Here is a 26,771-nt window from a genome sequence, read left to right as displayed (position 1 = left end):
ATGTCAATTATTACTGATATTTACGCACGCGAAGTCTTAGACTCACGCGGTAACCCAACAATCGAAGTAGAAGTTTACACTGAAAGCGGAGCTTTCGGCCGTGGAATGGTTCCTTCAGGAGCTTCAACTGGTGAATACGAAGCAGTTGAATTACGTGATGGCGACAAAGCTCGTTACTTAGGTAAAGGTGTTACTAAAGCTGTAGATAACGTAAACAACATCATTGCTGAAGCAATCATCGGTTACGATGTACGCGATCAAATGGCTATCGATAAAGCAATGATCGATTTAGATGGAACTCCTAACAAAGGTAAATTAGGTGCTAACGCTATTCTTGGTGTGTCTATCGCCGTAGCTCGTGCTGCTGCTGATTACCTAGAAGTGCCTTTATATCACTACTTAGGCGGATTCAATACAAAAGTATTACCAACTCCAATGATGAACATCATCAACGGTGGATCACATGCTGACAACAGTATTGACTTCCAAGAATTCATGATCATGCCTGTAGGTGCGCCTACATTCAAAGAAGCTTTACGTATGGGTGCAGAAGTATTCCACGCATTAGCTTCAATCTTAAAAGGTCGCGGCTTAGCTACTTCAGTAGGTGACGAAGGTGGTTTCGCTCCTAACTTAGGTTCAAACGAAGAAGGTTTCGAAGTAATCATCGAAGCTATCGAAAAAGCTGGCTATGTTCCTGGTAAAGACGTTGTTCTTGCTATGGATGCTGCTTCTTCAGAATTCTACGACAAAGAAAAAGGCGTTTACGTTTTAGCTGACTCAGGAGAAGGCGAAAAAACAACTGAAGAAATGATCGCGTTCTACGAAGAATTAGTTTCTAAATACCCAATCATTTCAATCGAAGACGGCTTAGACGAAAACGACTGGGACGGATTCAAAAAATTAACTGAAGTATTAGGCGACAAAGTTCAATTAGTTGGTGACGATTTATTCGTAACAAACACAACTAAATTAGCTGAAGGTATCGAAAAAGGTATCGCTAATTCAATCCTAATCAAAGTTAACCAAATCGGTACTTTAACTGAAACATTTGAAGCAATCGAAATGGCTAAAGAAGCTGGCTACACTGCAGTTGTATCTCACCGTTCTGGTGAAACAGAAGATTCAACAATCTCTGATATCGCTGTTGCAACAAACGCTGGCCAAATCAAAACTGGTTCATTAAGCCGTACTGACCGTATTGCTAAATACAACCAATTATTACGTATTGAAGATCAATTAGGCGATGTAGCTGAATACAAAGGCTTAAAATCTTTCTACAACTTAAAAAACAAATAATTCATTTAATGAATAACGCTTAAAGGGACAATTGGTTAATGAACCAATTCTCCTTATACTCGGACGTAAAAACACGCCTTTCTGCAAAGAAAGGCGTGTTTTTTTATATTTATAAAAATATTGAAAAAATAGATTAGAAATAACTTCAACCGTACATCGCTCTATAATCACTTGTTTAAAAATAACAAAACATTAACAAAACAACATTATATAAAAATTTAATAAAACAAAATAATTGTTATTTTATAATTTTAGTATTGACTGGTTTCAGATAACGCTGTACGCTTAAAGAAATAGTATAGAATTTCACAAAAAAATGAAAACACAAATTTAACTTGGAGGATGTTGAGTAGTGAGCAACGGGAAAAAGATTTTTATTAGTCATAGTTCAAAGGATCAAGAATATGTGGATGCGTTTATCCAATTGTTGAAAAAGTTTGGGTTTCGAACACAGGATATTTTTTATAGTTCCGCTATTGAAACAGGTGTACAGCCAGGAGAATTAATTTTTGACACGATTAAAAGGGAGCTAACCAATCAACCTGTCATGCTGTATTTTTTATCTGATCATTATTATCAGAGTATTCCATGTTTAAACGAAATGGGTGCTTCTTGGATGCTATCAGATAAACACTATCCAATTGCGTTAAATAATTTTTCTATGAAAGATATGAAAGGTATTATTAGTAGTGAGCGTTTGGCGATTGCGTTTAATGATAAGACAAGTACTAATGAAATAAACTGCTTATTAAAAAAGTTATCTCATGACACAGATGTACAAGCTGAGCCAGATTTTGAACTAAACGTTGAGAAAAATATTCAGCCATTCCAAAATAAACTGACACAACTGATTCGGCAAGCAAGTTATTTAAAACCTGATGAAAAGGGATATTTTGAAACGACTCTTAGCACTCATCGTCCTGTGTATGGCACAGCAAAAGGGGTGTATGACTGTTTCAAATTACCTAGCTTAATTGAGCCTAAAAGCTTAGGGTTAGACAGGCTATCAGAGGATGAAAGCCATTGGCTATTCTTTTTTCTTACGTGGGGAACTTTTCAAGAAGGCGAAAAAGTGCGGTTTAAATTGAAAAAGGATAAGGCGTATAACAATAGGGAATTCAGTGATATTGGTAAATGTAAAAATATTTACGTCTCTTATTTAGAGAAGGTAGAGTAATTGGAGGAGGTAATAAATGAAAATGAATTGGCGTCAGTTGGTTGGTACATATCGCATTTCTGATAATGGCAAACAATATCAAAATGACTGGTTAAATAAGCAAGTTGATTTAGCCACAGAACTTCGTAAATCTTTTGATAGTGACTATCGTAGAGTAATTAAAAGTGATGCATTTAGACGCTTACAAGATAAAACACAAGTTTTTCCTTTAGAACGTAATGATTTTGTAAGAACACGTTTAACACATAGCTTAGAAGTGGCAATGCATAGCAGGGATATACTTAGATTAGTTATTTCACAGTTGAACGAACGAAACATTGAGGTTATGGAATTATCAGAATGCTATCGGTTGTTAGAAACAGCTGCATTAATCCATGATATTGGCAATCCCCCTTTTGGACATTTTGGGGAAGAAGCCATTCGTATTTGGTTTGAAAAAAATGGTCCTTTGTATGCTTGTTGGTCTGATTTTTCAAAGCAACAACAAAATGATTTTCTTAACTTTGAAGGAAACGCTCAAACCATCCGACTTTTAACAAAACTGCATCATGATAATGGGACTTCTAAAGCAGGAATGAAACTAACTGCCACGACATTAGATACAGTTATCAAATATACGGCATCTTCAGATCAATTAAATAAGCAACAGCTTTTGTCTAAAAAAGTTGGCTATTTTTACTCGGAAAAACAAGTGTTTAACGCCATTAAATTTGCGACAGGAACACAAAATAAGCGACACCCATTAGTCTTTTTGCTAGAAGCCTCAGATGATATCGCCTATACTTTTTCAGATATCGAAGATGCCTATAATTATGGTTTATACAGCTATCAAGATTTAAAGCAGTTTGTTGATGGGCAAACAGGAACAAAAAAATTTTTAATGTTAGAAAAAGATAAAACAGAAGAAGCTACCTTACAAGAATTTTTGAGAAAGACACAAAGAGCTGTTTGTCAAAGCGTAGCGAAAAATTTTGCTAATCATTATGACTTAATTATGAGAGGTATCTATCATAATGAAATTATCATTGAAGATTGTGATGAAGTGAAATGCTTTCAGGCATTAAAAAACTTTTCTAGAGTCTATGTTTTTCAAACAAAAACAATTTTGGATCAAGAGGTATTGGGCTTCAATATCATCAATCGTTTACTAGATGAATTTGTTCCAGTCGTACTGAAATATGAAAAAGTTTCCATGAATAAGTATGAGGAGCGAATCTTTAATAATATTTCGGAAAGCGCGAAAGCGTTGTATAGAAGAGAAGCAAAGAACGCTACAGAAGCAGAAAAAGACTATTATCGTTTGAAAATGGCGGTGGACTTTGTATGTAATATGACGGATGGATATGCCAAAAAAGTTTATGATACATTATTCACTTAAAATTTGAGAAAAAGCTTCTCAGCGGTTGCCGCCGCTGAAGAAAACTAGTTCATTGCACAGGCTGATCGTTTCAGTAAAAATTTTAAAGATGCTAGTAATTTCACTGAAAATCGGGTACACTAAAATTAGCTAGTGTAACTAGCAAAAAAGGCAACTGGAATAGATAGGTTGTGCTGTCTATGAAGGGCTTTGTTTGTCAGGTGGTGCTGACATGCAAAGTGCCTTTTTTCTTTTTCTCAACATTTTAAGGACAAAAAACGATTGCAACATGTCACAATCGCTAACCTCGGAGAAAAAGGAATTTTTCTCCAATGGCCATTTCGATAACCTGTTGTGTGTTTCGAAACATTCAGAACGGTGGTGCGTTCTTTCAGTGCCTAATTATCCAATTCGTTTCTTGTTCCTCTATTTACAGTATACTGAATGAAAGCCTATTCTGCAATGATAGAATCAGGTTCCTGTGATTAAATAACATAAAAAATGGGCTCCTTATATAAAGAAAAATAACAAAAGAAATTTTTACTAGAAGAGTCAATTTTACTGCTTTTTAAAATTTTTTACGGCACTTATTCTTTTAACATGTATTAAAGTTTAAATTTAAGAGAAGTATAGTATAATGAGAAGGAGTTATTTTTTCAGAAAGTAGGAAAACCAATGACAAAACCGAAAATCTATACAATGACCTTTGCCAGTGTTTACCCGCTATATATCCAAAAAGCAGAACGTAAAAATCGAACGCAAGCGGAGGTTGACGAAATTATTTATTGGTTAACTGGTTATGATGAAAAAGGCTTGCAACAACAATTGGCTCAAAAAGTAACGATGGAAACATTTTTTGAAGAAGCACCCAATTTTAATGAAAATGCCCAATTGATCAAAGGCGTAATTTGTGGCTATCGCGTGGAAGAAATTGAAGATCCTTTAATGCAAAAAATCCGTTATCTAGATAAATTAATCGACGAATTGGCCAAGGGAAAAGCGATGGAAAAAATTTTAAGAACATGAAGAGGTCGGGACAGAAGTGTTTAACTCCGAGAACCAAGTAGGTACTGTTTAACATCTATTTGCTTTGCAAATAGTGTTTCTCAGCAATAAGAAGGAATTTCCGAAAATTGTTCTTTAATTTTTGGAGAATTTTGGCTTATTTCCGAAGGAGTTGCTTCTGTTCCCGCCGTTTATCAGTTTTTGAGCGTGGGACAAAAATTCAAAGTGATTTTTGTCCCACGCTCTTCATGTTTTCTTGTACACGGAATTTAACTATTTCCTGTATTAATGAAAGAGGTAACTCTTGCGTGTAGGGAAATTGAATGGCACCTTTCGAGGTTTTAAAAGGGCGTAATTCTTTGCTGAAACGTTGGATGGCTGATGGCATAGGATAGAAACCTAAATGTTGCTTGGCCGCCGCAAAATGCACTAAATTGCCATTTAAGTAAAAGGTCGGCATTCCATAAGCGATTTTTTCAGTAGTCTCCTGAGGAACAACCGCTAAAATTGCTTGATAGATTTCTGTTAACTGTGTTTGATGTTGGGGTTGCTGGCGAATATAGTTTGCAATGATGGTCATATAAAAACACCTCCGTTTGTTTCAGTATACTATGTAAAAAATAAAAGGCGAAGAAGATACAAAAAAACCGTCTAGTATTTTTTCTTTACTAAACGGCTTTTAGCTTAAATAACTACCTAAAGGGTCTTGCATGGAAATGTTTGTCACTCCTTAGTTTAATTGTTTTAAGTGTGCAATTGCTTCTTCAATTGTGTGACCAGTTGCTGTTTTACTTTCATTTTTTGCATCAAAAACAATGAAAATATTTTTGTCTGTGTCTAATTGAATACGGTATTGAATGTTTTTTACTTTGTAAGTCATAGTTATTCTCCTTTCATAAAGTACTCTAAAAAGGCGACGATAACTGATAACGAAATTCCATTGTTACTATACCACTGGAAAATTATTTTTGCAACAAATAACATTTTTTCTTTACCATTCCTTAGACTTCTTTGCTAGCTACTTCTTTACATTCTTTTTCAAGAAGCATAAAATAAATACATTACTAGTTTTTGAATAGGAGATTGATGTGAAAAAGAGAGTTGAGAAATTTAGACGATGGCCCTACCGCTACCTTTTGTATGGAATCGGGTTCATCTTATTAATTATTTTTAGTAATTTATATTTGCAATGGTGTCAGAATAACTTGTCTGTTGATTTAGCCTTCAAGTTTGCTTTTTCGTGGCATACGGAAAAGTTTTTCTTAGGTTGTTTTGTGCTAAGCGTTTTTTTACTTTTTTTATGTAGTTTGGCAGGTTCATTAGGAGTTGGCGCTCTTTTATATAGTGTCATAATAGGTGTTTTAGGATTTGCGGACTATCAAAAGATGTTTTATCGTGTCGAACCTATTTATCCAGACGACTTAAAAATGATCACAGAAGTTAGTTTATTAAAAGAAATGGTTGGTTTATGGCCGTTTATTTTTGTGGTTGCGTTAGGTTGTGTAGCACTTTTTTTCTTAGGAAAAGCCTTTTATAAAAGTTTCTTTTTATCGAAGAAAAAACAAACAATTCGTGTGTTAAGTCTTGTTCTTTCGATTGGTCTATTTTCATATATTGGTGATTTTAACAATCCGCAAAATTTGTTACGTAAAGCCTATAATAAAACCGCGTTATGGATTCCTTACAGCCAAAAAATGAATTACTACAATACAGGATTTATTGGTGGTTTTCTATATAATTTAAAAGTAGAGGCTATGGACCAACCAAAGGGTTATTCAAAAGAAGCTATTTCAGAAATTACTCAGAAATATCAAAAGTTGGCCGAGGCGAAAACAGTGCCGAGCAATGAGCAACCCAATATTGTGTTTGTCATGAGTGAAAGTTTTTCAAATCCAGATCATCTGAAAGGCTTGTCCATTATTGGTAATCCTTTAGCTGATTATCAGCAAATCGCTGATAAAACTTACAGTGGCCAGATGCTTTCACAAAACTACGGGGGCGGAACTGCGAATATTGAATTTGAAGCCCTAACAAGTTTTTCGATGGAATTAATGAATGCCCAAATGACTACACCTTATACAATGATGATTCCTAAGATGACGGAATTGCCTTCCATTGTTTCATTACTTAAGGAACAAAAGTACCAAACAACGGCTATTCATCCGTACAATACATCTATGTATAAACGAAAAGATGTGTATAAAATTTTAGGTTTTGATCAATTTATCAATGAAAAAACAATGAACTATACGGATAAACTAGAAAATAATCCTTACATTTCAGATCAAGCAGCGTATCAGGAAGTGACGACACTGCTTAAAGAAAAAGAGCAACCGCAATTCATTCATTTAGTTACTATGCAAACACATATGCCCTATGAAAATAAATACACAACGTCCAATTATTTTTCTCAAGGAAACGGCAATCAAGTCGCGCTCAATAATTACTTGCAAGATATTGCCTACAGTAGCGAAGCTTTGAAAAATTTCCTACAAGAAATCGAAAAAATGCCCAAACGCACATTAGTCGTTTTTTGGGGAGATCACTTACCAAGTATTTATGATGAAAACATTCAAGCGTTGAATGAAGGGGCAGCCCTTCACCAGACAGAATTTCTAATGTATGATACGGCGAACCAGTTAACAGAAAAAAATCAGCATCAAGCAACTATTAGTCCATTTTATTTTGCTCCCTCACTTTTCCAACAAAGCGGCTTACCGCAATCGGGATTTTACGCTATGCTAAATGAGGTACAAGAACAATTGCCTGCTTTTGAAAAGGGGAATTACTATCTCGGTGGGGAATGGAAAAAAACAGTAGAAATGAATAAAAAGCAAGAACAACTATATGAGGAATACCGACTGATTCAATATGACATTGTTTCAGGGAAGCAATATAGTTTAGAAAATCAATTTTTTAGCTAAAAAAAACACACGAAATATTCGTGTGTTTTTTGATTTTTATTTTAAAGTTTTACAATAAACAATGACATAATAGCTGAAAGCTAACAGGCAGGCAAAACTTAAAAAGTAAAGCGGTAAGACCCAAATGGTGCCATTGTGAAAGTAACTAATCAAATAGGTAAAGAAACTAACAAACAAGTAATAGACAAAACTAAAAATCCCACTGGCAGTACCAATTACAGATTCATAGCCTTTTAAGGCCATACTTAAGGCATTGGGCAAAGTAATATTAATCCCTAAGAAAAAGAGAAAAATAAACAAAATAAGACCAATGATTGATTCAAATTGTGTCATTATTAATAAACAGCAAGCCGCAAAGATACTTAGCAGCAAACCAGCAAAGGCAATTTTTTCCGCTGACCAATATCCTAGCAACCAATTGATAAGAACTGCAGCAAGAATACTAGACACAGCTAAAACTAAACCAAGAAAGCCATATTGGACACTGCTAAAGCCAAAGTGATTGATGAAAATAAACGGAGCTTCTGCATAGTAGCTAAACAATAAACCATTAATGCCCCCAATCAATAAGCCGTAGCACCAAACTTTCGAATCGAAGGAAAGGCGTTTCGCCACGGACCAAAAAGGCGCTTTCGTTAAGGTATTTCCTAAGTGAAAGGTTTCTGGTAAACGATAAAAACTATAGAAAAGTAATAGAACAGCCATGACAATTAAGGTGCTAAAGACATGCTGATAGCCAAAATAGGTTTGAACAAGTCCGCCGACTAAGGGTCCGATGGCAGGAGATAGCGATAGGGCAGCGCTTGTTTGAGCAAAAATTTTCCCTCTTTGAAGATCGTTAAAGCTTTCCCGCATCATCGATTGGGTAATAACAGAACCAACGCTTGCACCAAATGCTTGAATTAAACGGAAGAATAACAGCCAAGGAAACGTCGGACTCAAAAAAAGGCCAATATTTCCAATTAAATAGCATAAAATTCCTAATAACATAGCTGGGCGACGTCCAATCGTATCGGATAGAATTCCCCAGAATAAAACGCCAACGGCAAAGGCAACAAAATAAATACTCATGGTTAATTGTGCCACGCTATCGTGAATGTTAAAAGCAGAACTAAGCGCTGGCAAAATGGGTGTGAAAATCGACTCGCTGATTTGTGGAAATCCCACAAGCAAAATAATAATTAGTAATGATGGGACGGTGTTTCGGGTGTTTTTCATGATTTTTCTCCTTAAAAGTTTAATCTAATCAAAAACACCCATTGTCTTTTACAACCGCCAAATTTAAAATAAGTAAAATAATGTCACCAACTTTCCTTGAAATTTTTTATTATACAAAGTCTAAATGAAGAAGCGCTTCTTCTTGACTAAATTCATAAGTGTAGCGACCGGATAAACCGGCAAGCTCACCTGATGCTTGAAATAGTTCACCTGGGCAGTCTAAAAGACCCTGTGTAAACGTCCCTTTTTCGCAAGCAGTAAAGGTGCCTTTTTTTCCTAAATAAGTTCCTTCGAAATGTAGGAAACCGACCACTTGAGCCACAGCTTCAAGCCCATCTGCCATTGAAGAGCCTTGATAAGTCATTAAGTATTCCACAGAAGCTGTCCCAGATAAGGCCCCTGACAATTGATAAGTAGCGCTCGCTTGATTCACTGGGAAATTTTCATTAAGATTGTCAATCGGTTGTTCTTGCCAACTAGATACAGTAAATGATGCTTGCTCCATTGCTGTCCCTTCTTTCTTATTAATAAGAATAGGGTAGCGGGAAGCGCACTATTTGTCAACAATCCACCACTTTAACTCTTCATTTTTTGCACAAAAGAATGTAACGCTAAGCGGTTGATGTGATAAGCAGTTCCTTGTTTTTGAATAAAGCCGCGCTCTCGAAATTGTTTGAAGGTATAAATAAGATGGCGATAACTAACCCCTAAGTATTCGGCAATCTCAGTATGTTTTTCTTTATAAACATCTTCGTGATTAGCGGCAACCAATAGCAATTCCGCTAGCCGATAACTTAGTTCATAGGTCTGATTCGTTGTAAAGTGGTCCACCCGTTGGAGCATTTTTTTCCCTAGATAATGGCTGAGTTGCTGCATAAAAAGCACCTTGTTTTTTAAAACAGTTTCTGCGTAAGCTAAAGGTACAGCCAAACAACAGGTTTCACCTAAGGCGATAACGTCCTTGGTTATCGTTTCCGCTTGAACTAATGTTAAATCGCCAATTAAATCACCTGTCGTTAAAAACTGAACAATGGATTGGCGGCCATTGCGTTCTGTTTTTAAAATTTTCGCTTTTCCTTTGATTAAATAAAAAAGATAATTTAATGGCTCTGCTTGATGATGAATGAATTCTTGATTTTCAAAATCGATAATAAAACTGTGTTTTAAATCAGTTTTATTAAAAAAAGGCGTATTTTTAGCTAATTCTTGTTTCGGTGATTGTTGGTAGGCTGTTTTAAGCATTTTTTCTCCTTATAATAGGAGATATCTCCTATTTGTTTCTTCTATTGTAGCACATAATAGACGTATCAAGAGTAGAGGAGTTTTTATAATGTGGAAGAAAAAAATTGTACTATCGTTTCTTTTTTATTTAATTAGTGCATTGGGCATCAGTTTGACAATTCAAGCAGGCATCGGGGTTAGCAGTTTTAATGCGTTTAATGTGACCTTTGCAACACTTACTCATTTAAAAGTCGGAACTGTTACCACAGCTATTAATTTCGCTTTTTTAGGCACGTGTTGGTTGTTAGATCAGCAGCGTAAAATTCAGAACTATTTGATTATTTTGGTGGCGTTAATTGGCTTTGGTTTTGTCATTAATTTTTTCTTATATCAATTATTTGGTTCGCTTGTTTTTCAAAATTATTTGGTTAAAATTGTTCTATTTATTTTAGGGACAATCATAGCAGGAATCGGGACAGGACAGGTAGTTGCGCTAGGTGTTTTGCAATTTCCTATTGAAAAATTTTGTACACTTATTTCTGAAAGAACGCGCTATAGTTTTCAGTTTTATCGTTATTTAGTTGATATTTTTTGTGTCAGTTTAGCACTAGGATTGTCCATTAGTTATCATTTGCCGATTTTTGTTCGTGAAGGAACCGTGATTAGTCTTTTCTTACTTTCTTGGGTTATTAGTTGGTCGAGAAAGCGGGGACAACAGCGTATTTTACGAATACAAATCAAGAAACTGGAATCCGAATGAAAGGATTTCAGTTTTTTTCAAATGAGCAGAACTTTTATTTGAAAAAAAGAGTGGAAAACGGTATACTAATTAAGTAATTATTCATAACATTGGTTCTCCAATCAATGTTAAATAGTTTTTTCATGAGGGAGTAACTGACAGTATTTATGCTGTGACAACATCACCAACTCCGAAAGCAATTTCTGGTGTTGTCTTAAACGGTGAGACTTATGTATGTTCGACGAAGTAGCATACACAAGTCTATTTTTTTTCATTTATTTTTGATGAAATGTAAAATAGAACTTGGAGGATGCTGCAAAAAATAGAGGAGGAAGAACATGTCAGAAGAAAAGAAAACACAATTGTCTGAAGCGTTTTACGCACAAGACGACACAGTTGTTTTGGAGAAAATGAACACAACAACTGATGGATTAAGTGCACAGGAGGCTCAAAAGCGTTTAGAAACGTACGGGGAAAATGTGCTAGATGAAGGGAAGAAAAAATCACTTGCCGTGAAATTCTTTGAGCAATTCAAAGATTTTATGATTATTGTTTTATTAGCGGCAGCGGTCATTTCAGCCGTCTTTTCCCATGATGTGGTAGACTCGATTATCATCTTAGTGGTTGTTATCTTGAACGCCATCTTTGGGGTCATCCAAGAAGCCAAAGCGGAACAAGCCATTGAAGCATTAAAAGAAATGTCTTCACCAAATGCGAATGTTCGCCGTGATGGACACGTCATTACTGTTAAAAGTGATGAATTAGTGCCAGGTGACATTGTTTTATTAGAAGCAGGGGATGTCGTTCCAGCCGATTTACGTTTATTGGAAGCGAATAGCTTAAAAATTGAAGAAGCAGCGTTAACCGGTGAATCTGTTCCAGTTGAAAAAGAAGTAACCATCTTAGAGGGAACCGATATTGGTATCGGTGACCGAATCAATATGGCTTATTCCAATAGTAATGTGACGTATGGACGTGGTCTTGGCGTTGTGGTTGGCACAGGAATGAATACAGAAGTCGGTAAAATTGCTGGCATGCTAGCAAGCGAACAAGAAACGGAAACGCCTTTAAAACAAAACTTAAACCAATTGGGTAAAATGTTAACAATTGCCATTTTAGTCATTGCAGCGGTGATGTTTGTGGTAGGAATGATGAATGGTCGTTCATGGATTGACATGTTATTAACGTCAATTTCGTTAGCTGTAGCGGCAATTCCAGAAGGATTACCAGCGATTGTCACAATTATTTTGGCTTTAGGGACCCAAAAAATGGCCAAGAAAAATGCGATTGTCCGTAAGTTACCAGCCGTTGAAACATTAGGAAGTACAGACATTATCTGTTCAGATAAAACAGGTACGTTAACCTTAAATCAAATGACCGTTGAAGCGTTGTATACAGATGGTCAAGTTTTATCTGCTTCCACAGAAATCCCTACCGATAATATGGCTTTAAAAATCATGAACTTTACGAATGATACAAAAATCGCTCAAGATGGTTCATTAATTGGTGACCCAACAGAAACTGCCTTAGTACAATTTGGTTTAGATCATGCGTTTAACGTAACCGAAAAAGTAGCAGCTGAACCTCGTGTGGCAGAGATTCCTTTTGACTCTGATCGTAAATTAATGACTACTGTTCATGAATTAAAAACAGGTGGCTTCCTAGTTTCTGTCAAAGGTGCACCAGATGAATTATTGAAACGTTGTACAGAAATCTTATCAAATGGAGAAACAAGTCCATTAGATGAAACAAAACGTCAAGAAATTTTGAAAACAAACACCTCATTAGCGAAACAAGCCTTACGTGTTTTAGGAATGGCTTATAAATATGTTGAGACGATTCCAGCCGAAATGAGTTCTGAACTTGTGGAAAAAGATTTAACATTTGCTGGTTTAGTCGGTATGATTGACCCAGAAAGAAAAGAAGCTGCAGATGCTGTAAAAGTCGCGAAAGAAGCGGGTATTCGTCCAATTATGATTACGGGTGACCACCGTGATACAGCAGAAGCAATTGCGGCACGTTTAGGCATCATCAAAGAAGGCGACGACGATGCAGTCATTACAGGCGCTGAATTAAATGAATTGTCAGATGAAAAATTCTCACAAGTCGTGGGAAACTACTCTGTCTATGCTCGTGTTTCACCAGAACACAAGGTTCGGATTGTTAAAGCGTGGCAACAAGAAGGAAAAGTGGTTGCGATGACTGGTGATGGCGTAAATGATGCCCCAGCCTTAAAAGCTGCTGACATCGGCATTGGTATGGGGATTACCGGAACAGAAGTATCAAAAGGTGCTTCAGATATGGTCCTTGCCGATGATAACTTTTCAACAATTATTGTGGCAGTAGAAGAAGGACGTAAAGTTTTCTCAAATATCCAAAAAACGATTCAATATTTACTTTCAGCTAACTTAGGGGAAGTATTAACCTTGTTTATTGCAACAATGCTCAATTGGGATACCTTGTTACCTGTTCACTTATTGTGGATTAACTTAGTAACGGATACTTTCCCAGCGATTGCGTTAGGTGTGGAACCAGCAGAACGTGATGTGATGAGCCATGAACCTCGTGGTAAAAAATCGAACTTCTTCTCTGGCGGCGTTTTAAGCAGTGTTGTTTATCAAGGGATTACGCAAGGGGCATTGACTTTGATTGTGTATAAAATGTCAATTATGTTCCCAGCACATACCGCAGCTAACACAAACTTATCGGCGCAAGCGTTGTATGATTTACAACACGGCGATGCTTTAACCATGGCCTTTGCTACTTTGGGATTAATTCAATTGTTCCATGCCTTTAATGTGAAGTCGATTTATCAATCAATTTTCAAAGTTGGCTTATTCCGCAACAAATCATTTAACTATGGGATTCTTGTTTCGTTCTTGCTATTAGCTGCAACGATTGTTATTCCAGGATTTAATGATTTATTCAGCGTTACACATTTAGATGCATATCAATGGGCAATTGTAGCAGGTACTTCTTTTGCTATCATCCCAATTGTGGAAATTGTGAAGTTCTTCCAACGTAAAGCAGGTAAAGGTGCTTAATAAATAAAAAAAGAAAATTGGCTGGTACTTAAACCAGTCAATTTTTCTTTATGTAAGGAGTGAAAGGGCTTGAAACGGAAAATTATTTTCGAAACACAACGACTTATTGTCAGAGAATGGCAGTCGGAAGATGAAGTGGAATTGAAAAAATTTTTGCAAGATGAAAATGTGATGTATGCCTATGAACACGCTTTTTCTGATGAAGAGGTCGCAAACTGGCTAAAGTGGAACTTACAGTCCTATCAAGAATACGGCTACGGCTTATGGGCGTTAGAGAAGAAGCGAACAGGCGAAGTCATCGGCGAGTGTGGTCTCACCAATCAATTAGTAAAAGGTAAGAGCTATCCAGAAATTGGTTATCATTTATGTGTGAAAGAATGGCACAAAGGGTATGCGATTGAAGCTGCCGCAGCGACAAAACAGTACGCATTCGATGTATTAAATTTTCCAGAAGTTATTTCAACGATTCGTGATACGAACTTAGCCTCTATGAATGTCGCTATTCGAAACCAGATGCTTGTTAGGGATCGATACATTAAAACATACCGTGGCAAAACGATGCCTCACTATGTTTTCTCTGTTAAAAATCAAAAGAATAAAGACTGAAAAAGTGCCACTTGTCAGATGGAATAGAAAAAGTGTAAAATGGAGTGAAAGAGAAAAGGGAAAAGAGGGATGGTTATGAGACCAAATTTAGGATTTTACGTTCAAACAATTAATGATATCGTTAAAACAACAGAAGATATTGGCGAAGTCATGAATCCATATTACGAAGAAGTTCGTCAAGCGATCGATAAGAATAAAGTGAATGATTTAACAGCCGAACGAATTGCAGAAATTCAAGCAAAATTTAAAGAAGGTACTGAAAAATATGAATTAATGCTCAAAAAAGTCGGAACATTAAAACCAACACCACAAGTACTTGGCATTCACAAAAAATTTCAACATGCTTATACAGAATATGTAGCAGGATGCAATGAAATGATTTTAGCAACAGATCCAGAAACAGGCATTGATGCAGATTTATTTAATGCTTCAGAGGAAAAGCAGGATCAAGCAACGGATGAATTAACCTTTGCCATTACGCGAATGAGCAACATTCTTTTGAAAAAATAAAAAACTAATAAAAATAACTAACGAATTTAATATTTTTTTCATGTCTTTTTTATGGACAAAAGAGAAAGTGTATTGTATTATTAATTCATACCAACAACAACCTTTTTATTTTTCATTTTACTCTTATTGAGTAAATACTCCTTTTCCATCGGCAAAACTGCCGGTGGTTTTTTTTGTTATTTTTTTTATTTAATAATAAAACAACCTTTGATTTTATTAAAATCAAAGGTTGTTTTAGCTTGTTAATTTTCAACATTTCGCACATAATCATCAAAGTATTGAATTAACTCTTTCTTGATTTGTTGATAATCTGCTTCAGAATAGTTCTTTTCTTCTAGCGTACCATTAAAAAATGGCAAATTTAGTTCTTCTTTTAAACGTTCAATCACTTCTTCTTGCTTCATAAGGACCCCTTCTCAACGAATTGTTCTCTTCTATTATAGAACATTGTAGTCATCCGTCAATTGTTCAAAGGCAATTTTCATTTCCTCTAGACGTTCATTCAATTGATTGGTTTCATCTTCTTCATTGAAAAAATGTTGTTTTAATTCAAAATAAAAATTTTCGAAGGCTTGGAAAAAAGGCTCAGACTTGTTGTTTTCAAGAGCAGGAACACTTGTGTAGAGAACACGAGCGCTATGGTAGTAAGTGAAAACCTCGTTAATATTTAATAAAATACGCGCTTCTTCTGGGCGTGGTCGACTTGTAACTAAGTCATGTAAAGATAAACTTTTTGTATGGGTTTCAGATAAATAAAATAAAAATAGTTCCAATTGCTCTTTCGTTGCAGACATGAAAACTCCTCCTCAAACAGTAGTAACATTTATTATAAATGAAAATGAAAGTGCTTGAAAAGCAATGCGCTCAGCAAAAATAATTATTTTAAGGGAAAACTATAGTTGTTGCTTTAGCATTCTTTTTAATCATGATAAACTGAGAGAAGTATAATAGGTCCTGACAGAGGAGGAAACAAATGAAAATTGTGATTATTGGTGCATCATTCGCAGGTATTTCCGCAGCAATTGCTTCAAGGAAAAAATATCCCCAAGCAGAAATTTCTTTAATTGACAAACAAGCAACAGTGGGGTATTTATCTGGTGGCTTAAGTGCGTATTTTAATCATACCATCAATGAATTACACGAAGCACGTTACATAACGGAAGAGGAATTACGTCGTCAAAAGATTCAGTTGCTTTTAAATAGAGAAGTCGTGGCAATGGATGTTGAGAACCAATTGATTGCTTGGGCACAAAAGGAAGAGCAACAGTGGTATTCTTATGATAAATTGATTTTAGCGACAGGCGCGAGCCAGTTTTCCACGCAAATTCGTGGTAGTCAAACAGAAAAATTACTCAAATATAAATTTTTATCAGGTGCTTTAGCGGCTGTTCCATTACTGGAAAAGAGCCAGACAGTAGCCGTCATTGGTGCAGGACCCATTGGAATGGAAGCTATTGATTTTCTTGTGAAAATGAAGAAAACGGTCCATGTCTTTGAAAGTTTAGAAAATCTATTGCCTAAATATTTTGATAAAGAAATGGTTGCAGATGTTCAAAAATCTTTGGAAAAACAAGCAGTAATTTTCCATTTTGAAGAAACGGTCCTAGGAATTGAAGAAACAGCAAATGGTATTGTTCTTGAAACAAGCGAGCAGGAAATTTTTTGTGACAGTGGGATTTTTGCTTTAAACTTACATCCTCAATTAGCCTATTTGGATAAAAAAATTCAACGAAATCTGGATCAGACAATCGCGGTGGATCCTTATTTACAAACTTCAGTGCCGAATGTTTTTGCCATCGGAGATTGCATTTCAGTTATGAATGAACCAGTCGCGGAAACTTTTTATGCTCCGTTAGTGAACAATGCGGTACGAACTGGCTTAGTAGTCGCCAACAATTTAGAAGAAAAAACACACCGATTCATTGGCTCTTTGCGAACAATGGGAACAAAAGTGGGGGACTATTACCTTGCTAGTACAGGTCTAACCGAAACGGAAGGTTTATTTTTTCCGCAAACACTTGCTTCCGTAATTGTTAGACAGCCAGCGCCGCCTCTACAACATGGGACAGAAATTTTAGGCAAATTAATCTATGATAAAGTGACACAACGGGTCCTTGGGGCACAGCTTTGTTCAAAAAACAATTGTTTAGAAAAAATAAATACGTTAGCATTAAGTATCCAAACAGGTCAGACACTGACAGACCTATTACAAAAAGATTATTTTTATCAACCTTCCTTAACCAATATTTATGATATTACAAATTTGATGGGTGCTTCGGCTTATTGGAGAGAGAACGATGAAAGTTGAGACGTTATTGGAAAAGAAAGCGATGCGACAATTATTAACGGTGCAACAAACCATCTTAGCAGGCGGTACCTGCTCAGTCTCTGATTTAACAGCATTTTTAGCGGTCACAAAAGCCTCCTTTGAAAAAGACTTAGAGGATTTACATTATTTTTTGAAACCTTTTGGACAGGATTGTCAGCTTACTTATGATGGCCAACAGCTATCAATCACCTTATCGGATTTTTTTTCGTTGAATCATTTAATTGAAGCATTTGTAAAAGAGTCTCTTAAATTTCAACTTTTAGATTATTTATATCGTAATAAAGAGTTTTCTATTGTTCAATTAACGACTAAATTTATGATTAGTGAGTCTTCTTTATTTCGAAAGATTAAGGAACTCAATCAATTGTTAGCCGCCTTTGATTTGCAAATAAAAAATGGACAACTACAGGGAGAAGAATTGCAGATTCGTTACTTTTACTTTCAGTTGTATTGGTATATTACTCCCTATGAAACACACCAGAAAAAAACGATGTCCCCGTTAAATAAACGGATAATTGAAGGGATTGAAACTGGCTTAGGTTTTACTTTTAATGAACATAATGCGTTAAAAGTTAGCCTTTGGTTGAGTATTACGAAAAAGCGCCTAGCGGTTACTTCAAAAAAATATCAACAATTGAGAAAGAAAATGATTGATTTTAAAGAAGATCCGTTATTTAAGCAAGTTCGACAATTGTTTTTCCGTTTTTCTAGTCGCTATTCATTAGAATTAGACGAAGGAGAAAGCATGATTCATTTTGTTTTTCTAATCACAATGTCGGTCTTACCAGAATCAGCTTTTGATGAATATTCCTTAATTCGGGGACGTCGTTCCGCTGTTTCTTTAGCTGATACGTTTATCTTGGAAAATGTGGTCTTGTATTATCGGCCCCATAAATTTGAACCTACTCTTGAGAAAACCATGGCTTACTATTTTTCACAAATTCATGGAAAACTCTATTTTTTTAAAGGAGAATTGGAAGTTTTTGATCGGGCCCATATCTGGGAAAAAGAACAGCAATTATCTAGTCGGGAATTAGCTTCTTTTTCAACAACGTTATTAGAAAAAGCTTTAGCTTGTTTTGATGAAACGTATCAACCAGGAGATAGTTTGCATGAACTTTCTCTGGTCAAATATTTAAGCGTGTTGGCATTAATTGAATTTAAAATGATTGGTGAAATAAAAATTGGAATTCATTTAGCAATGGATGCTCTTTATCAAGCGGCGTTAACACAAGTATTAATGCTTAGTCTTAAAAATATGAATGGCACGCTGGTGGAGAGGTATCAGCCTGAACAAACATATGATTTAATTGTGACCAATTATCAGCAAACGAGTTATCAAGGAACACCGGAAGTCTATGTTTTGTCAGAATTAAGTTCGACCTATGATGTGCAACAATTAAAAAAGAAAATACGCACCTTGCGGGAGAAATAAACAAAAGGTTGGTGTGACGGAAATTGTCTGATCCTCGCACCAGCCTTTTTACAACTAAAAGTCGAAAATTAGGCTTTTTTAAACAAAAATGTTTCTTTTTATTGAAAAATTAGAGATAATAAAAGTATTATTGAAAGCGTTGTCTTTGTTGGTTTTAGTAGAAATCCTTTCAATTTTTTTAAAATAAAAAAAGTTTTTGACATGTTTAGTTAGTCTTTTGTTTGTAAGATAGGGACATAAAGAAAACGATTTCAAAAACGTTTAGGAGGAATTATCATGGCAGAAGAAAAATACATTATGGCGATTGATCAAGGAACGACTAGTTCTCGTGCAATTATTTTTGATAAAAAAGGAAACAAAATTGGTAGTTCACAAAAGGAATTTACTCAATATTTTCCTAATGCAGGCTGGGTGGAACATAATGCCAATGAAATTTGGAATTCTGTTCAATCCGTTATTGCAGGTTCTTTAATTGAGTCAGGAGTGAAACCTACAGATATTGCCGGAATTGGGATTACAAACCAACGGGAAACAACCGTTGTTTGGGACAAAGCAACTGGGTTACCCATTTATAACGCAATTGTTTGGCAATCACGCCAAACGACACCTATTGCTGATCAACTAAAAGAAGATGGCTACAGCGAAATGATTCATGAAAAAACTGGGTTAATCATTGATGCTTATTTCTCAGCAACAAAGGTTCGTTGGATCTTAGATCACGTAGAAGGTGCGCAAGAACGTGCAGAAAATGGAGAATTGATGTTTGGAACAATTGACACTTGGCTCGTTTGGAAATTAACGGGAGATACTCATGTCACTGATTATTCAAATGCAAGTCGGACGATGTTGTTTAATATCCATGATTTAGATTGGGATCAAGAAATTTTGGATCTTTTAAATATCCCACGAGTGATGTTACCGAAAGTCGTTTCGAACTCTGAAGTGTATGGATTAACAAAAAATTACCATTTTTACGGAAGTGAAGTACCTATCGCTGGGATGGCTGGTGACCAACAAGCCGCTTTATTTGGTCAAATGGCCTTTGAACCTGGGATGGTTAAAAATACCTATGGAACAGGCTCATTTATTGTCATGAACACTGGCGAAGAACCTCAACTTTCTAAAAATAATCTGCTTACCACTATTGGCTATGGCATTAACGGCAAAGTATATTATGCCTTGGAAGGAAGTATCTTCGTGGCTGGTTCAGCGATTCAATGGTTACGAGATGGCTTAAAAATGTTGCAAACGGCTGCTGAATCTGAAGCAGTAGCCAAAGCGTCAACAGGGCACAATGAAGTTTATGTGGTTCCGGCATTCACTGGTTTGGGCGCACCATATTGGGATTCACAAGCGCGTGGGGCTGTCTTTGGATTAACACGCGGTACCACGAGAGAAGATTTTGTCAAAGCGACACTTCAAGCAGTTGCGTATCAAGTTCGTGACATTATTGACACGATGAAAGAAGATACAGGCATAGACATTCCTGTCTTAAAAGTAGACGGTGGAGCAGCAAACAATGATTTCTTGATGCAATTCCAAGCAGATATTTTAAACACTGCTGTTCAAAGAGCCCATAACTTAGAAACAACGGCCTTAGGCGCAGCTTTCTTGGCGGGCTTAGCGGTTGGCTTCTGGAAAGACTTAGAAGAAATCAAAGCATTCCAAGAAGAAGGACAACAATTTGAACCAATTATGGCGGAAGAAGAACGAGAAGATTTATATGAAGGTTGGCAACAAGCAGTAGCAGCTACCCAACAATTCAAACGTAAAAATAAGTAAATGGAAAAGGGGAATTTTCTATGACTTTCTCAATAGAAACACGCCGACAATCAATCGACGCTTTAAAAACACAACACTTAGATGTCTTAATTATTGGTGGTGGCATTACTGGCGCAGGGGTTGCCCTGCAAGCCAGTGCCGCTAAAATGAAGACAGGGTTAATTGAAATGCAGGATTTCGCAGAGGGCACCTCTTCACGATCAACCAAATTAGTTCATGGTGGTATCCGCTATTTGAAAACGTTTGACGTGGAGGTGGTAGCAGATACAGTGAAAGAACGAGCCGTCGTTCAATCCATTGCGCCACACATCCCTAAAGCGGATCCCATGTTATTGCCGATTTATGATGAGCCAAATGCAACATTTAATCTATTTTCTGTCAAAATAGCAATGGATTTATATGATCAGTTAGCTGATGTAACAGGTACCAAGTACGCCAACTATCTGTTAACAAAAGACGAGGTTTTGGCACGTGAGCCACAACTAAAAAGTGAAGGTCTACAAGGTGGCGGTGTTTATTTAGATTACCGAAATAATGATGCTCGTTTAGTTATTGAAAATATTAAACAAGCAGTAGCTGACGGGGCGCATGCTGTGAGTCGGGTTCAAGCGGTGGGCTTTTTATACAATGATGAAGGGAAAATTACTGGCATTCAAGCAAAGGACCTACTAACTGACGAACAGTTTGAGATTCACGCAGATGTTGTGATTAATACTACTGGTCCTTGGTCAGATAAATTAAGAGGCTTAGACAAAAACGATTCATTTACACCACAAATGCGTCCAACCAAAGGGGTTCATTTAGTTGTCGACAAAAGCCGTTTAAATGTTCCTCAACCAACGTATTTTGATACAGGTAAACAAGATGGCCGCATGGTCTTCGTTGTTCCAAGAGAAGAAAAAACATATTTTGGGACGACGGATACAGATTACCATGGAGACTTTCAACATCCAACAGTAGAACAAAGTGATGTGGATTACCTATTGGAAGTAGTCAATAATCGTTATCCAGAGGTACAATTGACAATTGATGATATTGAAGCCAGCTGGGCTGGCTTGCGACCTTTAATTTCTGCTAACGGTGGCTCAGATTATAACGGGGGAAACAATGGCAAACTTTCAGATAAAAGTATTGATGAAGTCATTGATGTCGTTGACAGATACCAAAAAAACCAAACAGATAAACGAGAAATTGAAGAAGTCCTAAACCATCTGGAAGACAGTTTGGTGGAAAATAAAGTCAATCCTTCAGCTGTCTCTCGAGGCAGCTCATTGGAAAGATCAGCGGATGGCTTGCTCACTTTGGCTGGTGGGAAATTAACAGATTATCGTAAAATGGCAGAAGGTGCGATGAAAATGATTCAAACCATCTTAGCAGAAGAATACCAGAAAGAATTCACCTTAATTGATTCTAAAAACTATCCAGTTTCAGGCGGGAAATTGAACCCTGCAACGGTAGACGAAGAATTAGAAGCGTTGGCAAAACATGGCGTGTCTAAAGGGTTAAGTGAAAAGGATGCATTATACTTAGCTCATTTATATGGCTCCAACGTACCAACTGTTTTTGAAATGATTGATGATGCCAAAGTAATTCCTGGTTTAACCTTAACAGAAACTGTCTCTTTAAACTATGCGATGGAAGAAGAAATGGCTTTAACACCCGTCGACTTTTTATTACGACGGACCAACCACTTATTATTTATGCGTGATCGCTTGGACCAAGTGAAAGCGGGAGTCATTGAAGAAATGGCACAGCATTATCAATGGACAGCGGAAGAAAGAGCACGACACATTGAAACATTAGAAAAAGTAATTGAAGAATCAGATTTAAAAAATTTGAAAGTAGGGTGAAGAAAAAATGGGAACTTCGATGATGACACAATTATTCGGTGAATTTTTCGGAACGATGATTTTAGTTTTACTAGGGGATGGCGTCTGTGCCGCAGTTAACTTGAAGAAAAGCAAAGCCTTTGCTTCTGGTTGGGTCGTTATTGCTTTAGGTTGGGGCGCTGCTGTTACATTAGCTGTTTACATGTCTGGGTATATGAGTCCAGCGCATTTAAATCCTGCTGTAACAGTTGCGATGGCAATTACTGGAAACTTTGAATGGGGCATGGTTTTACCTTATATCGTAGCTCAAGTCCTAGGCGGTTTTATTGGTGGTTTAGTTGTCTGGTTAGCTTATTTACCCCATTGGAACATTACAGAAGACAAAGGTGCTATTTTAGGAACCTTCGCCACTGGTCCAGCTGTCCGTAACTATCCAGCCAATGTTTTAACAGAAATTATCGGCACATTTGTCTTGGTTTTTGGTTTACTAGCCTTTTCTCAAAACGACTTAGCGGCTGGCATTAACCCAATGCTTGTTGGGATTTTGGTCTTAGGACTAGGTCTATCATTAGGCGGACCTACAGGTTATGCAATTAACCCTGCACGTGATTTAGGACCTCGTTTAGCGCACCAAATTATTCCTGTGAAAACAAAAGGTGATTCCGATTGGGCTTATTCTTGGGTGCCAATTGTGGGACCTATCTTAGGTGCTTCATTAGCTGCAGTAATTTATTTATTCACTATTTAATAAAATGAAATGTAAATAGTTGTTTTAGACAATAAAAAACGCTTGTGAGAAGTAATCAATTCTTGCAAGTGTTTTTTGCTACATATTAAACAAAAAAAGATTCCCTTAGACATTTAGACAATTTGTCCAAATGCGGAACAGAACAATTTTCCTATATGATACAATAAAAGTGCACAAGTAATTGGGGGAGTAACATTTCATACTTATTTGTCAATTTTAAGCTGGACAGTGTGTTATTCAGTAATATATACTAATTTAAAAAGGAGTACATGATTTGAATGGGATAATGGTTTTGTTAGTGGGGACTGGGTACATTGGTTGGGTTACTTATAGAAATGGTCGTACGTATTTCCGTTATAAAAAAAATCTAAAAAAATATCAAACGACGCACCATCTAACGGACAGTGACCTAGAGATGTACCAAAGAATTATGGACGAATTAAAAAAACAAATTATTTATTTAAACGAACTAACGAATAAGTCACGAAATTTAAAAAAAATTGAACAAGTAGAACTGGGTGTTGCTTCCGCTAAGGGCATCTTTAAACACTTAGTGAAGTATCCAGAAGCAATTACTCATTTTAGTGATTTTTTATATCATAAGGTACCAGAGATTTTACGAGCATCAGAACGGTTTTTAAGCATTAAAGAAGATAAATTGTCAACAGAAGAAATAACACTTGCAACCAATGGTATCTTAAGTACCATACGAGTGTTGTCGGAAAGTATCACAGATGATTACGAAAAATTAGTCTCCGAAGCATCTGAGGAAATTGCCTTATCAAAAAAATTAGTGGAGAGAAAAAATGGCTAAACAAAAGAATTTTTATGATACATATGATGCACTTTTTCAAAAGCCAAAATGGTCGTTTTTTCCTGTCACAAGAACAGAAACAGCAAAGCAACTTCCTAACCCCAATAAAAAAGTGGTAAAACCACAGACGAAAAAAAAGAAAAAACAAAAAAAGAACAAAAAAATTGTTTGGATAGGCATTGCTGTAGCAATTGGCTTTATAGTATATATTGATCTTGCGGAGAAAGATGATTATTGGGATTACTCCGCTTCATCAGAAGATGTTTATCCTTTAAAAGAAGCTGGACTTACCACAACTGGACCTGTTGATTTAGAAAAACCACTAAAAGTCACAATAGAACAAAATAAACTTTTATTTAATCAAGGCTACCAAATAGAAATTATCGGCGATGCCGATATTGAAACCAGTGGCGGAAAGAACTTTTTAATTTTACCTTCTACAGAGGAGTATCCAGATACAAAATATCTAGGCAATATCAGTTTTTATGAAAAAAGAGACTATTATACATCGGCAGGTATGTACCTTTCTGGCAATCTTGTCAACAGTCTTTCTGATTATTTGGATACAAGTAAAGAGTTTATCAAAGCATATCCAATTGATAAAATTGCTGATGTACAAACCGGCTATATTTTAAAACGGAATCAAGGATATACAGACATCTCAAAATATTATCTCTTTAAAGATGGGACAGGATTTGAATTAGAAGTCTCTGTTGACCAATTGGAAAAGGTCAAAGATCCCAAAGACTATTCTTCTTTTGTAAAAACATACGCAAAAGAAGTCGCTTTTATAGAAAAAAGTTTTAAATTTGAGTCTACTGATGAGGAATCTCGATAGAGAAACTAGTTTTCAGCTTCAAGTAGCGCCTAGCAATACCTTTGTTGAAAAAATGTAAGAGCCTGAGACAAAAAACACTTTGGATCTTCGTCTCAGGCTTAAAAACTGATCAGCGGTGGAACCGTAGCACTTTAAGGACTGAAGTACGTTACTAGATTGTCTTTGAAGGTAACATAGAAAAGAACAGTAATATACAAGCGACCTACAAACTATTTTCTGTCAGACTAAAACTGGCAGAAGTGGTTTGTAGGTCGCTTGTTTTCATTATGGTTGGTGAGACAAGTTAGCGCTTGATGTTTGTTTTAATATTGCAAATCAAAAATGGCGATACTTATTTTACTGAAAATTAGTTCCCAATCTTCTCGGGTTAATTCTTCTTCTAAAATGTAAATTCGGTCAATTTCTTTTGGTAAATCAAATAAGGGATAGTCAGTAATCACAATATCACAACTAGAAAAATCGGTTCGTTCAAAAATAATATCCTCACTAAATGCTTGCTTGATTTTCATCATAATAAAGCTAGCAATGTAAAAATCGCGAGAATAGGCAACACCAATTTTAATTTTTTTGCGGGGACTATAGTGCTTATAAATTCGTAACAACAATTCACATGTCCAAATTGGGTTCTCCTGATCCTTAAATCTTAACTGATAAGAGGAATGCGCTGAAAAATTTTGATAAAAAGCATAAATTTCTTTCTGTAAATCTTTTTGATAAGTACTATTTTTATTGACTAAAAAATCTAGAATTGCGGTATTTGGTTGCTGTGAAATAAATAATTGGTTATAGATAATATTTTTAAATAAAATAAGTAAGAAGTAATGACGATCAAATTCACGCATTTTTGGAATTTGAAAAACTTCGCAAAAATTGGTTAATAAAGAATCAACGTAGAAATATTCTGGGCAAGAAATTTCATTTAGAGCAGCCAGTAAATCTTTGGCTCGTTTTGCTGAATCAAAATTATCAATGGCAATGGGTGCAATGATATCTACAACCCGCTGTTGATCTTCTGAAAAATTTGATTGGGAACAAAAAATAGTTTGTTTTGAGTCTGAGAAAAGCCTTAAATAAGGATGCTCTTCAAATTCTTTTTGGAGATCATCTTCACAAGTATATGGAAAGCGATATTTTGCGATGTGCAAAAGTAAATTTAATTTTAGTAGAGAAGCGTGTTCCAAGCGTTCAAGAATTTCTGGTTTAATATGTTGCGTCAGTATATCTTCAAAATAAGTAGAGGTATAACGTGGTAAGGCTAAGGTATTTAAAAAGATGGTCCAGTAGACATCAAGAAAAGCATATAGGACTTGAAATTCAGAACCTGTAATCACTTTACTCGCGGAGGGGGAAAAATGGACGGAAATTCCATACAAACCAAATAGTTTATTAATGTTATTTAACCGTTTGTAAATGTAAGATGAGCTAAAATTAGTTTCTTGACTCACTTTCCAGACAGAATTGTTTTCTTTTTTGATAATTGCTTGAAAAAGAATGAAGTCAGTAGAATGGACACAGTAATAATTAAATAATAAAAAATAGTGGGAAAGAAAATCATTGGAAGTCGTATGTAATGAAATTTTTCCGTGATGGATCTGAATCTCTAAGGTATTTTCAGGAAGGGTTGCTAAGTCTTCTTGAATTTCACGAAGATAAATTGATAAATTTTTAGTAGAAAGATCGAATTTTCGGGCAACACTAGATAAAGCAAGGTTCGTTTGTTTTGCTAAGTATAAAAAGACAGCCAATTTTTTTTGTGTTTTCTTTGAAAGTAAAAATGTTTTTATGGCATCTTGTGTTTTGATGAGACTCACTCCTTAGTAATAACTTCTCTTTTATTATAATAGTTCGCCTAATAAATTGTAATAAAAAAGAACAATTCTCATTGGTTTATGAGAA

General features: G+C 35.9%; 25 protein-coding genes. 17 read left to right on the top strand and 8 right to left on the bottom strand.

What is annotated here, in order from left to right:
• From eno to IGL86_RS07970, 5 genes are all read left to right on the top strand, one after another.
• The gene (gene eno, locus IGL86_RS07990) at window positions 1-1,299 is read left to right on the top strand and encodes a phosphopyruvate hydratase (RefSeq protein WP_002357098.1); all 1,299 of its coding nucleotides are present in this window, start codon (window positions 1-3) and stop codon (window positions 1,297-1,299) included.
• A gap of 352 nt (window positions 1,300-1,651) precedes the next feature.
• Window positions 1,652-2,476: a toll/interleukin-1 receptor domain-containing protein gene (locus tag IGL86_RS07985; RefSeq protein WP_033625693.1), complete on the top strand. Its 825-nt coding sequence runs from the start codon at window positions 1,652-1,654 to the stop codon at window positions 2,474-2,476.
• Between the two features lie 16 nt (window positions 2,477-2,492).
• Window positions 2,493-3,854 carry a deoxyguanosinetriphosphate triphosphohydrolase gene (locus IGL86_RS07980; RefSeq protein WP_033625694.1) on the top strand — a complete coding sequence of 454 codons (1,362 nt, stop codon included), beginning with the start codon at window positions 2,493-2,495 and terminating at the stop codon, window positions 3,852-3,854.
• A 211-nt stretch (window positions 3,855-4,065) separates the two neighbouring features.
• Window positions 4,066-4,281 (top strand): hypothetical protein, encoded by a 216-nt coding sequence (locus IGL86_RS07975; RefSeq protein WP_002357102.1) that lies wholly within the window; start codon window positions 4,066-4,068, stop codon window positions 4,279-4,281.
• 227 nt (window positions 4,282-4,508) lie between these two features.
• On the top strand, window positions 4,509-4,859 hold the full coding sequence (locus IGL86_RS07970) for a DUF2200 domain-containing protein (RefSeq protein ID WP_002360043.1): 351 nt from the start codon (window positions 4,509-4,511) through the stop codon (window positions 4,857-4,859).
• A gap of 199 nt (window positions 4,860-5,058) precedes the next feature.
• Here the strand turns inward: IGL86_RS07970 and IGL86_RS07965 are convergent, their stop codons facing one another.
• Window positions 5,059-5,418, bottom strand: coding sequence for an iron chaperone (locus tag IGL86_RS07965; RefSeq protein WP_033625516.1), 360 nt, complete (start codon window positions 5,416-5,418; stop codon window positions 5,059-5,061).
• A gap of 150 nt (window positions 5,419-5,568) precedes the next feature.
• Entirely contained in the window at window positions 5,569-5,718 is a 150-nt protein-coding gene (locus IGL86_RS07960; protein WP_002357118.1) for a hypothetical protein, read from the bottom strand.
• 208 nt (window positions 5,719-5,926) lie between these two features.
• On the opposite strand from IGL86_RS07960, the gene IGL86_RS07955 reads away from it, so the two are divergent.
• The gene (locus tag IGL86_RS07955; RefSeq protein WP_002357120.1) at window positions 5,927-7,762 is read left to right on the top strand and encodes an LTA synthase family protein; all 1,836 of its coding nucleotides are present in this window, start codon (window positions 5,927-5,929) and stop codon (window positions 7,760-7,762) included.
• Window positions 7,763-7,798: 36 nt separating this feature from the next.
• Here IGL86_RS07955 and IGL86_RS07950 read toward each other — a convergent pair whose 3' ends face one another.
• The 3 genes from IGL86_RS07950 to yeiL all read right to left on the bottom strand — a co-directional run bounded on the left by IGL86_RS07950 (window position 7,799) and on the right by yeiL (window position 10,222).
• Complete coding sequence (locus tag IGL86_RS07950; RefSeq protein ID WP_033625517.1) at window positions 7,799-8,980, bottom strand: multidrug effflux MFS transporter; 1,182 nt, start codon at window positions 8,978-8,980, stop codon at window positions 7,799-7,801.
• Window positions 8,981-9,089: 109 nt separating this feature from the next.
• Window positions 9,090-9,485 (bottom strand): DUF3224 domain-containing protein, encoded by a 396-nt coding sequence (locus tag IGL86_RS07945; protein WP_002362038.1) that lies wholly within the window; start codon window positions 9,483-9,485, stop codon window positions 9,090-9,092.
• 71 nt (window positions 9,486-9,556) lie between these two features.
• The gene (gene yeiL / locus IGL86_RS07940) at window positions 9,557-10,222 is read right to left on the bottom strand and encodes a transcriptional regulator YeiL (protein ID WP_033625518.1); all 666 of its coding nucleotides are present in this window, start codon (window positions 10,220-10,222) and stop codon (window positions 9,557-9,559) included.
• An 88-nt stretch (window positions 10,223-10,310) separates the two neighbouring features.
• On the opposite strand from yeiL, the gene IGL86_RS07935 reads away from it, so the two are divergent.
• The 4 genes from IGL86_RS07935 (at window position 10,311) to IGL86_RS07920 (ending at window position 15,100) form a co-directional block, all read left to right on the top strand.
• Complete coding sequence (locus IGL86_RS07935) at window positions 10,311-10,961, top strand: YczE/YyaS/YitT family protein (protein ID WP_010713287.1); 651 nt, start codon at window positions 10,311-10,313, stop codon at window positions 10,959-10,961.
• A 317-nt stretch (window positions 10,962-11,278) separates the two neighbouring features.
• On the top strand, window positions 11,279-13,984 hold the full coding sequence (locus tag IGL86_RS07930; protein ID WP_033625519.1) for a cation-translocating P-type ATPase: 2,706 nt from the start codon (window positions 11,279-11,281) through the stop codon (window positions 13,982-13,984).
• A 69-nt stretch (window positions 13,985-14,053) separates the two neighbouring features.
• Complete coding sequence (locus IGL86_RS07925) at window positions 14,054-14,590, top strand: GNAT family N-acetyltransferase (RefSeq protein ID WP_002409761.1); 537 nt, start codon at window positions 14,054-14,056, stop codon at window positions 14,588-14,590.
• A 69-nt stretch (window positions 14,591-14,659) separates the two neighbouring features.
• Entirely contained in the window at window positions 14,660-15,100 is a 441-nt protein-coding gene (locus tag IGL86_RS07920; protein ID WP_002385841.1) for a hypothetical protein, read from the top strand.
• A 242-nt stretch (window positions 15,101-15,342) separates the two neighbouring features.
• On the opposite strand, the gene IGL86_RS07915 is transcribed toward IGL86_RS07920, so the two are convergent.
• Entirely contained in the window at window positions 15,343-15,504 is a 162-nt protein-coding gene (locus IGL86_RS07915; RefSeq protein WP_002357133.1) for a hypothetical protein, read from the bottom strand.
• 33 nt (window positions 15,505-15,537) lie between these two features.
• Window positions 15,538-15,894 (bottom strand): hypothetical protein, encoded by a 357-nt coding sequence (locus tag IGL86_RS07910; protein ID WP_002357135.1) that lies wholly within the window; start codon window positions 15,892-15,894, stop codon window positions 15,538-15,540.
• Between the two features lie 179 nt (window positions 15,895-16,073).
• On the opposite strand from IGL86_RS07910, the gene IGL86_RS07905 reads away from it, so the two are divergent.
• The 7 genes from IGL86_RS07905 (at window position 16,074) to IGL86_RS07875 (ending at window position 24,875) form a co-directional block, all read left to right on the top strand.
• Window positions 16,074-17,408, top strand: a complete 1,335-nt coding sequence (locus tag IGL86_RS07905) for an FAD-dependent oxidoreductase (RefSeq protein ID WP_010713292.1) — start codon at window positions 16,074-16,076, stop codon at window positions 17,406-17,408.
• Window positions 17,398-18,864 (top strand): helix-turn-helix domain-containing protein, encoded by a 1,467-nt coding sequence (locus IGL86_RS07900; RefSeq protein ID WP_002385844.1) that lies wholly within the window; start codon window positions 17,398-17,400, stop codon window positions 18,862-18,864. Before IGL86_RS07905 ends, IGL86_RS07900 begins: the two co-directional genes overlap by 11 nt.
• A gap of 276 nt (window positions 18,865-19,140) precedes the next feature.
• On the top strand, window positions 19,141-20,646 hold the full coding sequence (gene glpK, locus IGL86_RS07895) for a glycerol kinase GlpK (protein ID WP_002357138.1): 1,506 nt from the start codon (window positions 19,141-19,143) through the stop codon (window positions 20,644-20,646).
• Window positions 20,647-20,666: 20 nt separating this feature from the next.
• Window positions 20,667-22,496, top strand: a complete 1,830-nt coding sequence (gene glpO, locus IGL86_RS07890; protein WP_002379559.1) for a type 1 glycerol-3-phosphate oxidase — start codon at window positions 20,667-20,669, stop codon at window positions 22,494-22,496.
• A gap of 7 nt (window positions 22,497-22,503) precedes the next feature.
• Window positions 22,504-23,223 carry an MIP/aquaporin family protein gene (locus IGL86_RS07885; protein WP_002357140.1) on the top strand — a complete coding sequence of 240 codons (720 nt, stop codon included), beginning with the start codon at window positions 22,504-22,506 and terminating at the stop codon, window positions 23,221-23,223.
• 286 nt (window positions 23,224-23,509) lie between these two features.
• The gene (locus IGL86_RS07880) at window positions 23,510-24,037 is read left to right on the top strand and encodes a 5-bromo-4-chloroindolyl phosphate hydrolysis family protein (protein ID WP_033625525.1); all 528 of its coding nucleotides are present in this window, start codon (window positions 23,510-23,512) and stop codon (window positions 24,035-24,037) included.
• Entirely contained in the window at window positions 24,030-24,875 is an 846-nt protein-coding gene (locus tag IGL86_RS07875; RefSeq protein ID WP_033625520.1) for a hypothetical protein, read from the top strand. The genes IGL86_RS07880 and IGL86_RS07875 overlap by 8 nt, the downstream gene beginning before the upstream one ends.
• 302 nt (window positions 24,876-25,177) lie before the next feature.
• On the opposite strand, the gene IGL86_RS07870 is transcribed toward IGL86_RS07875, so the two are convergent.
• Complete coding sequence (locus tag IGL86_RS07870; RefSeq protein WP_033625521.1) at window positions 25,178-26,686, bottom strand: helix-turn-helix domain-containing protein; 1,509 nt, start codon at window positions 26,684-26,686, stop codon at window positions 25,178-25,180.
• Window positions 26,687-26,771 lie beyond the last annotated feature (85 nt).

Source organism: Enterococcus sp. DIV0774, assembly GCF_050539095.1.
In the GTDB taxonomy this organism is placed as follows: Bacteria; Bacillota; Bacilli; order Lactobacillales; family Enterococcaceae; genus Enterococcus; species Enterococcus faecalis.
This window is presented reverse-complemented; position numbering and strand designations above follow the sequence as displayed.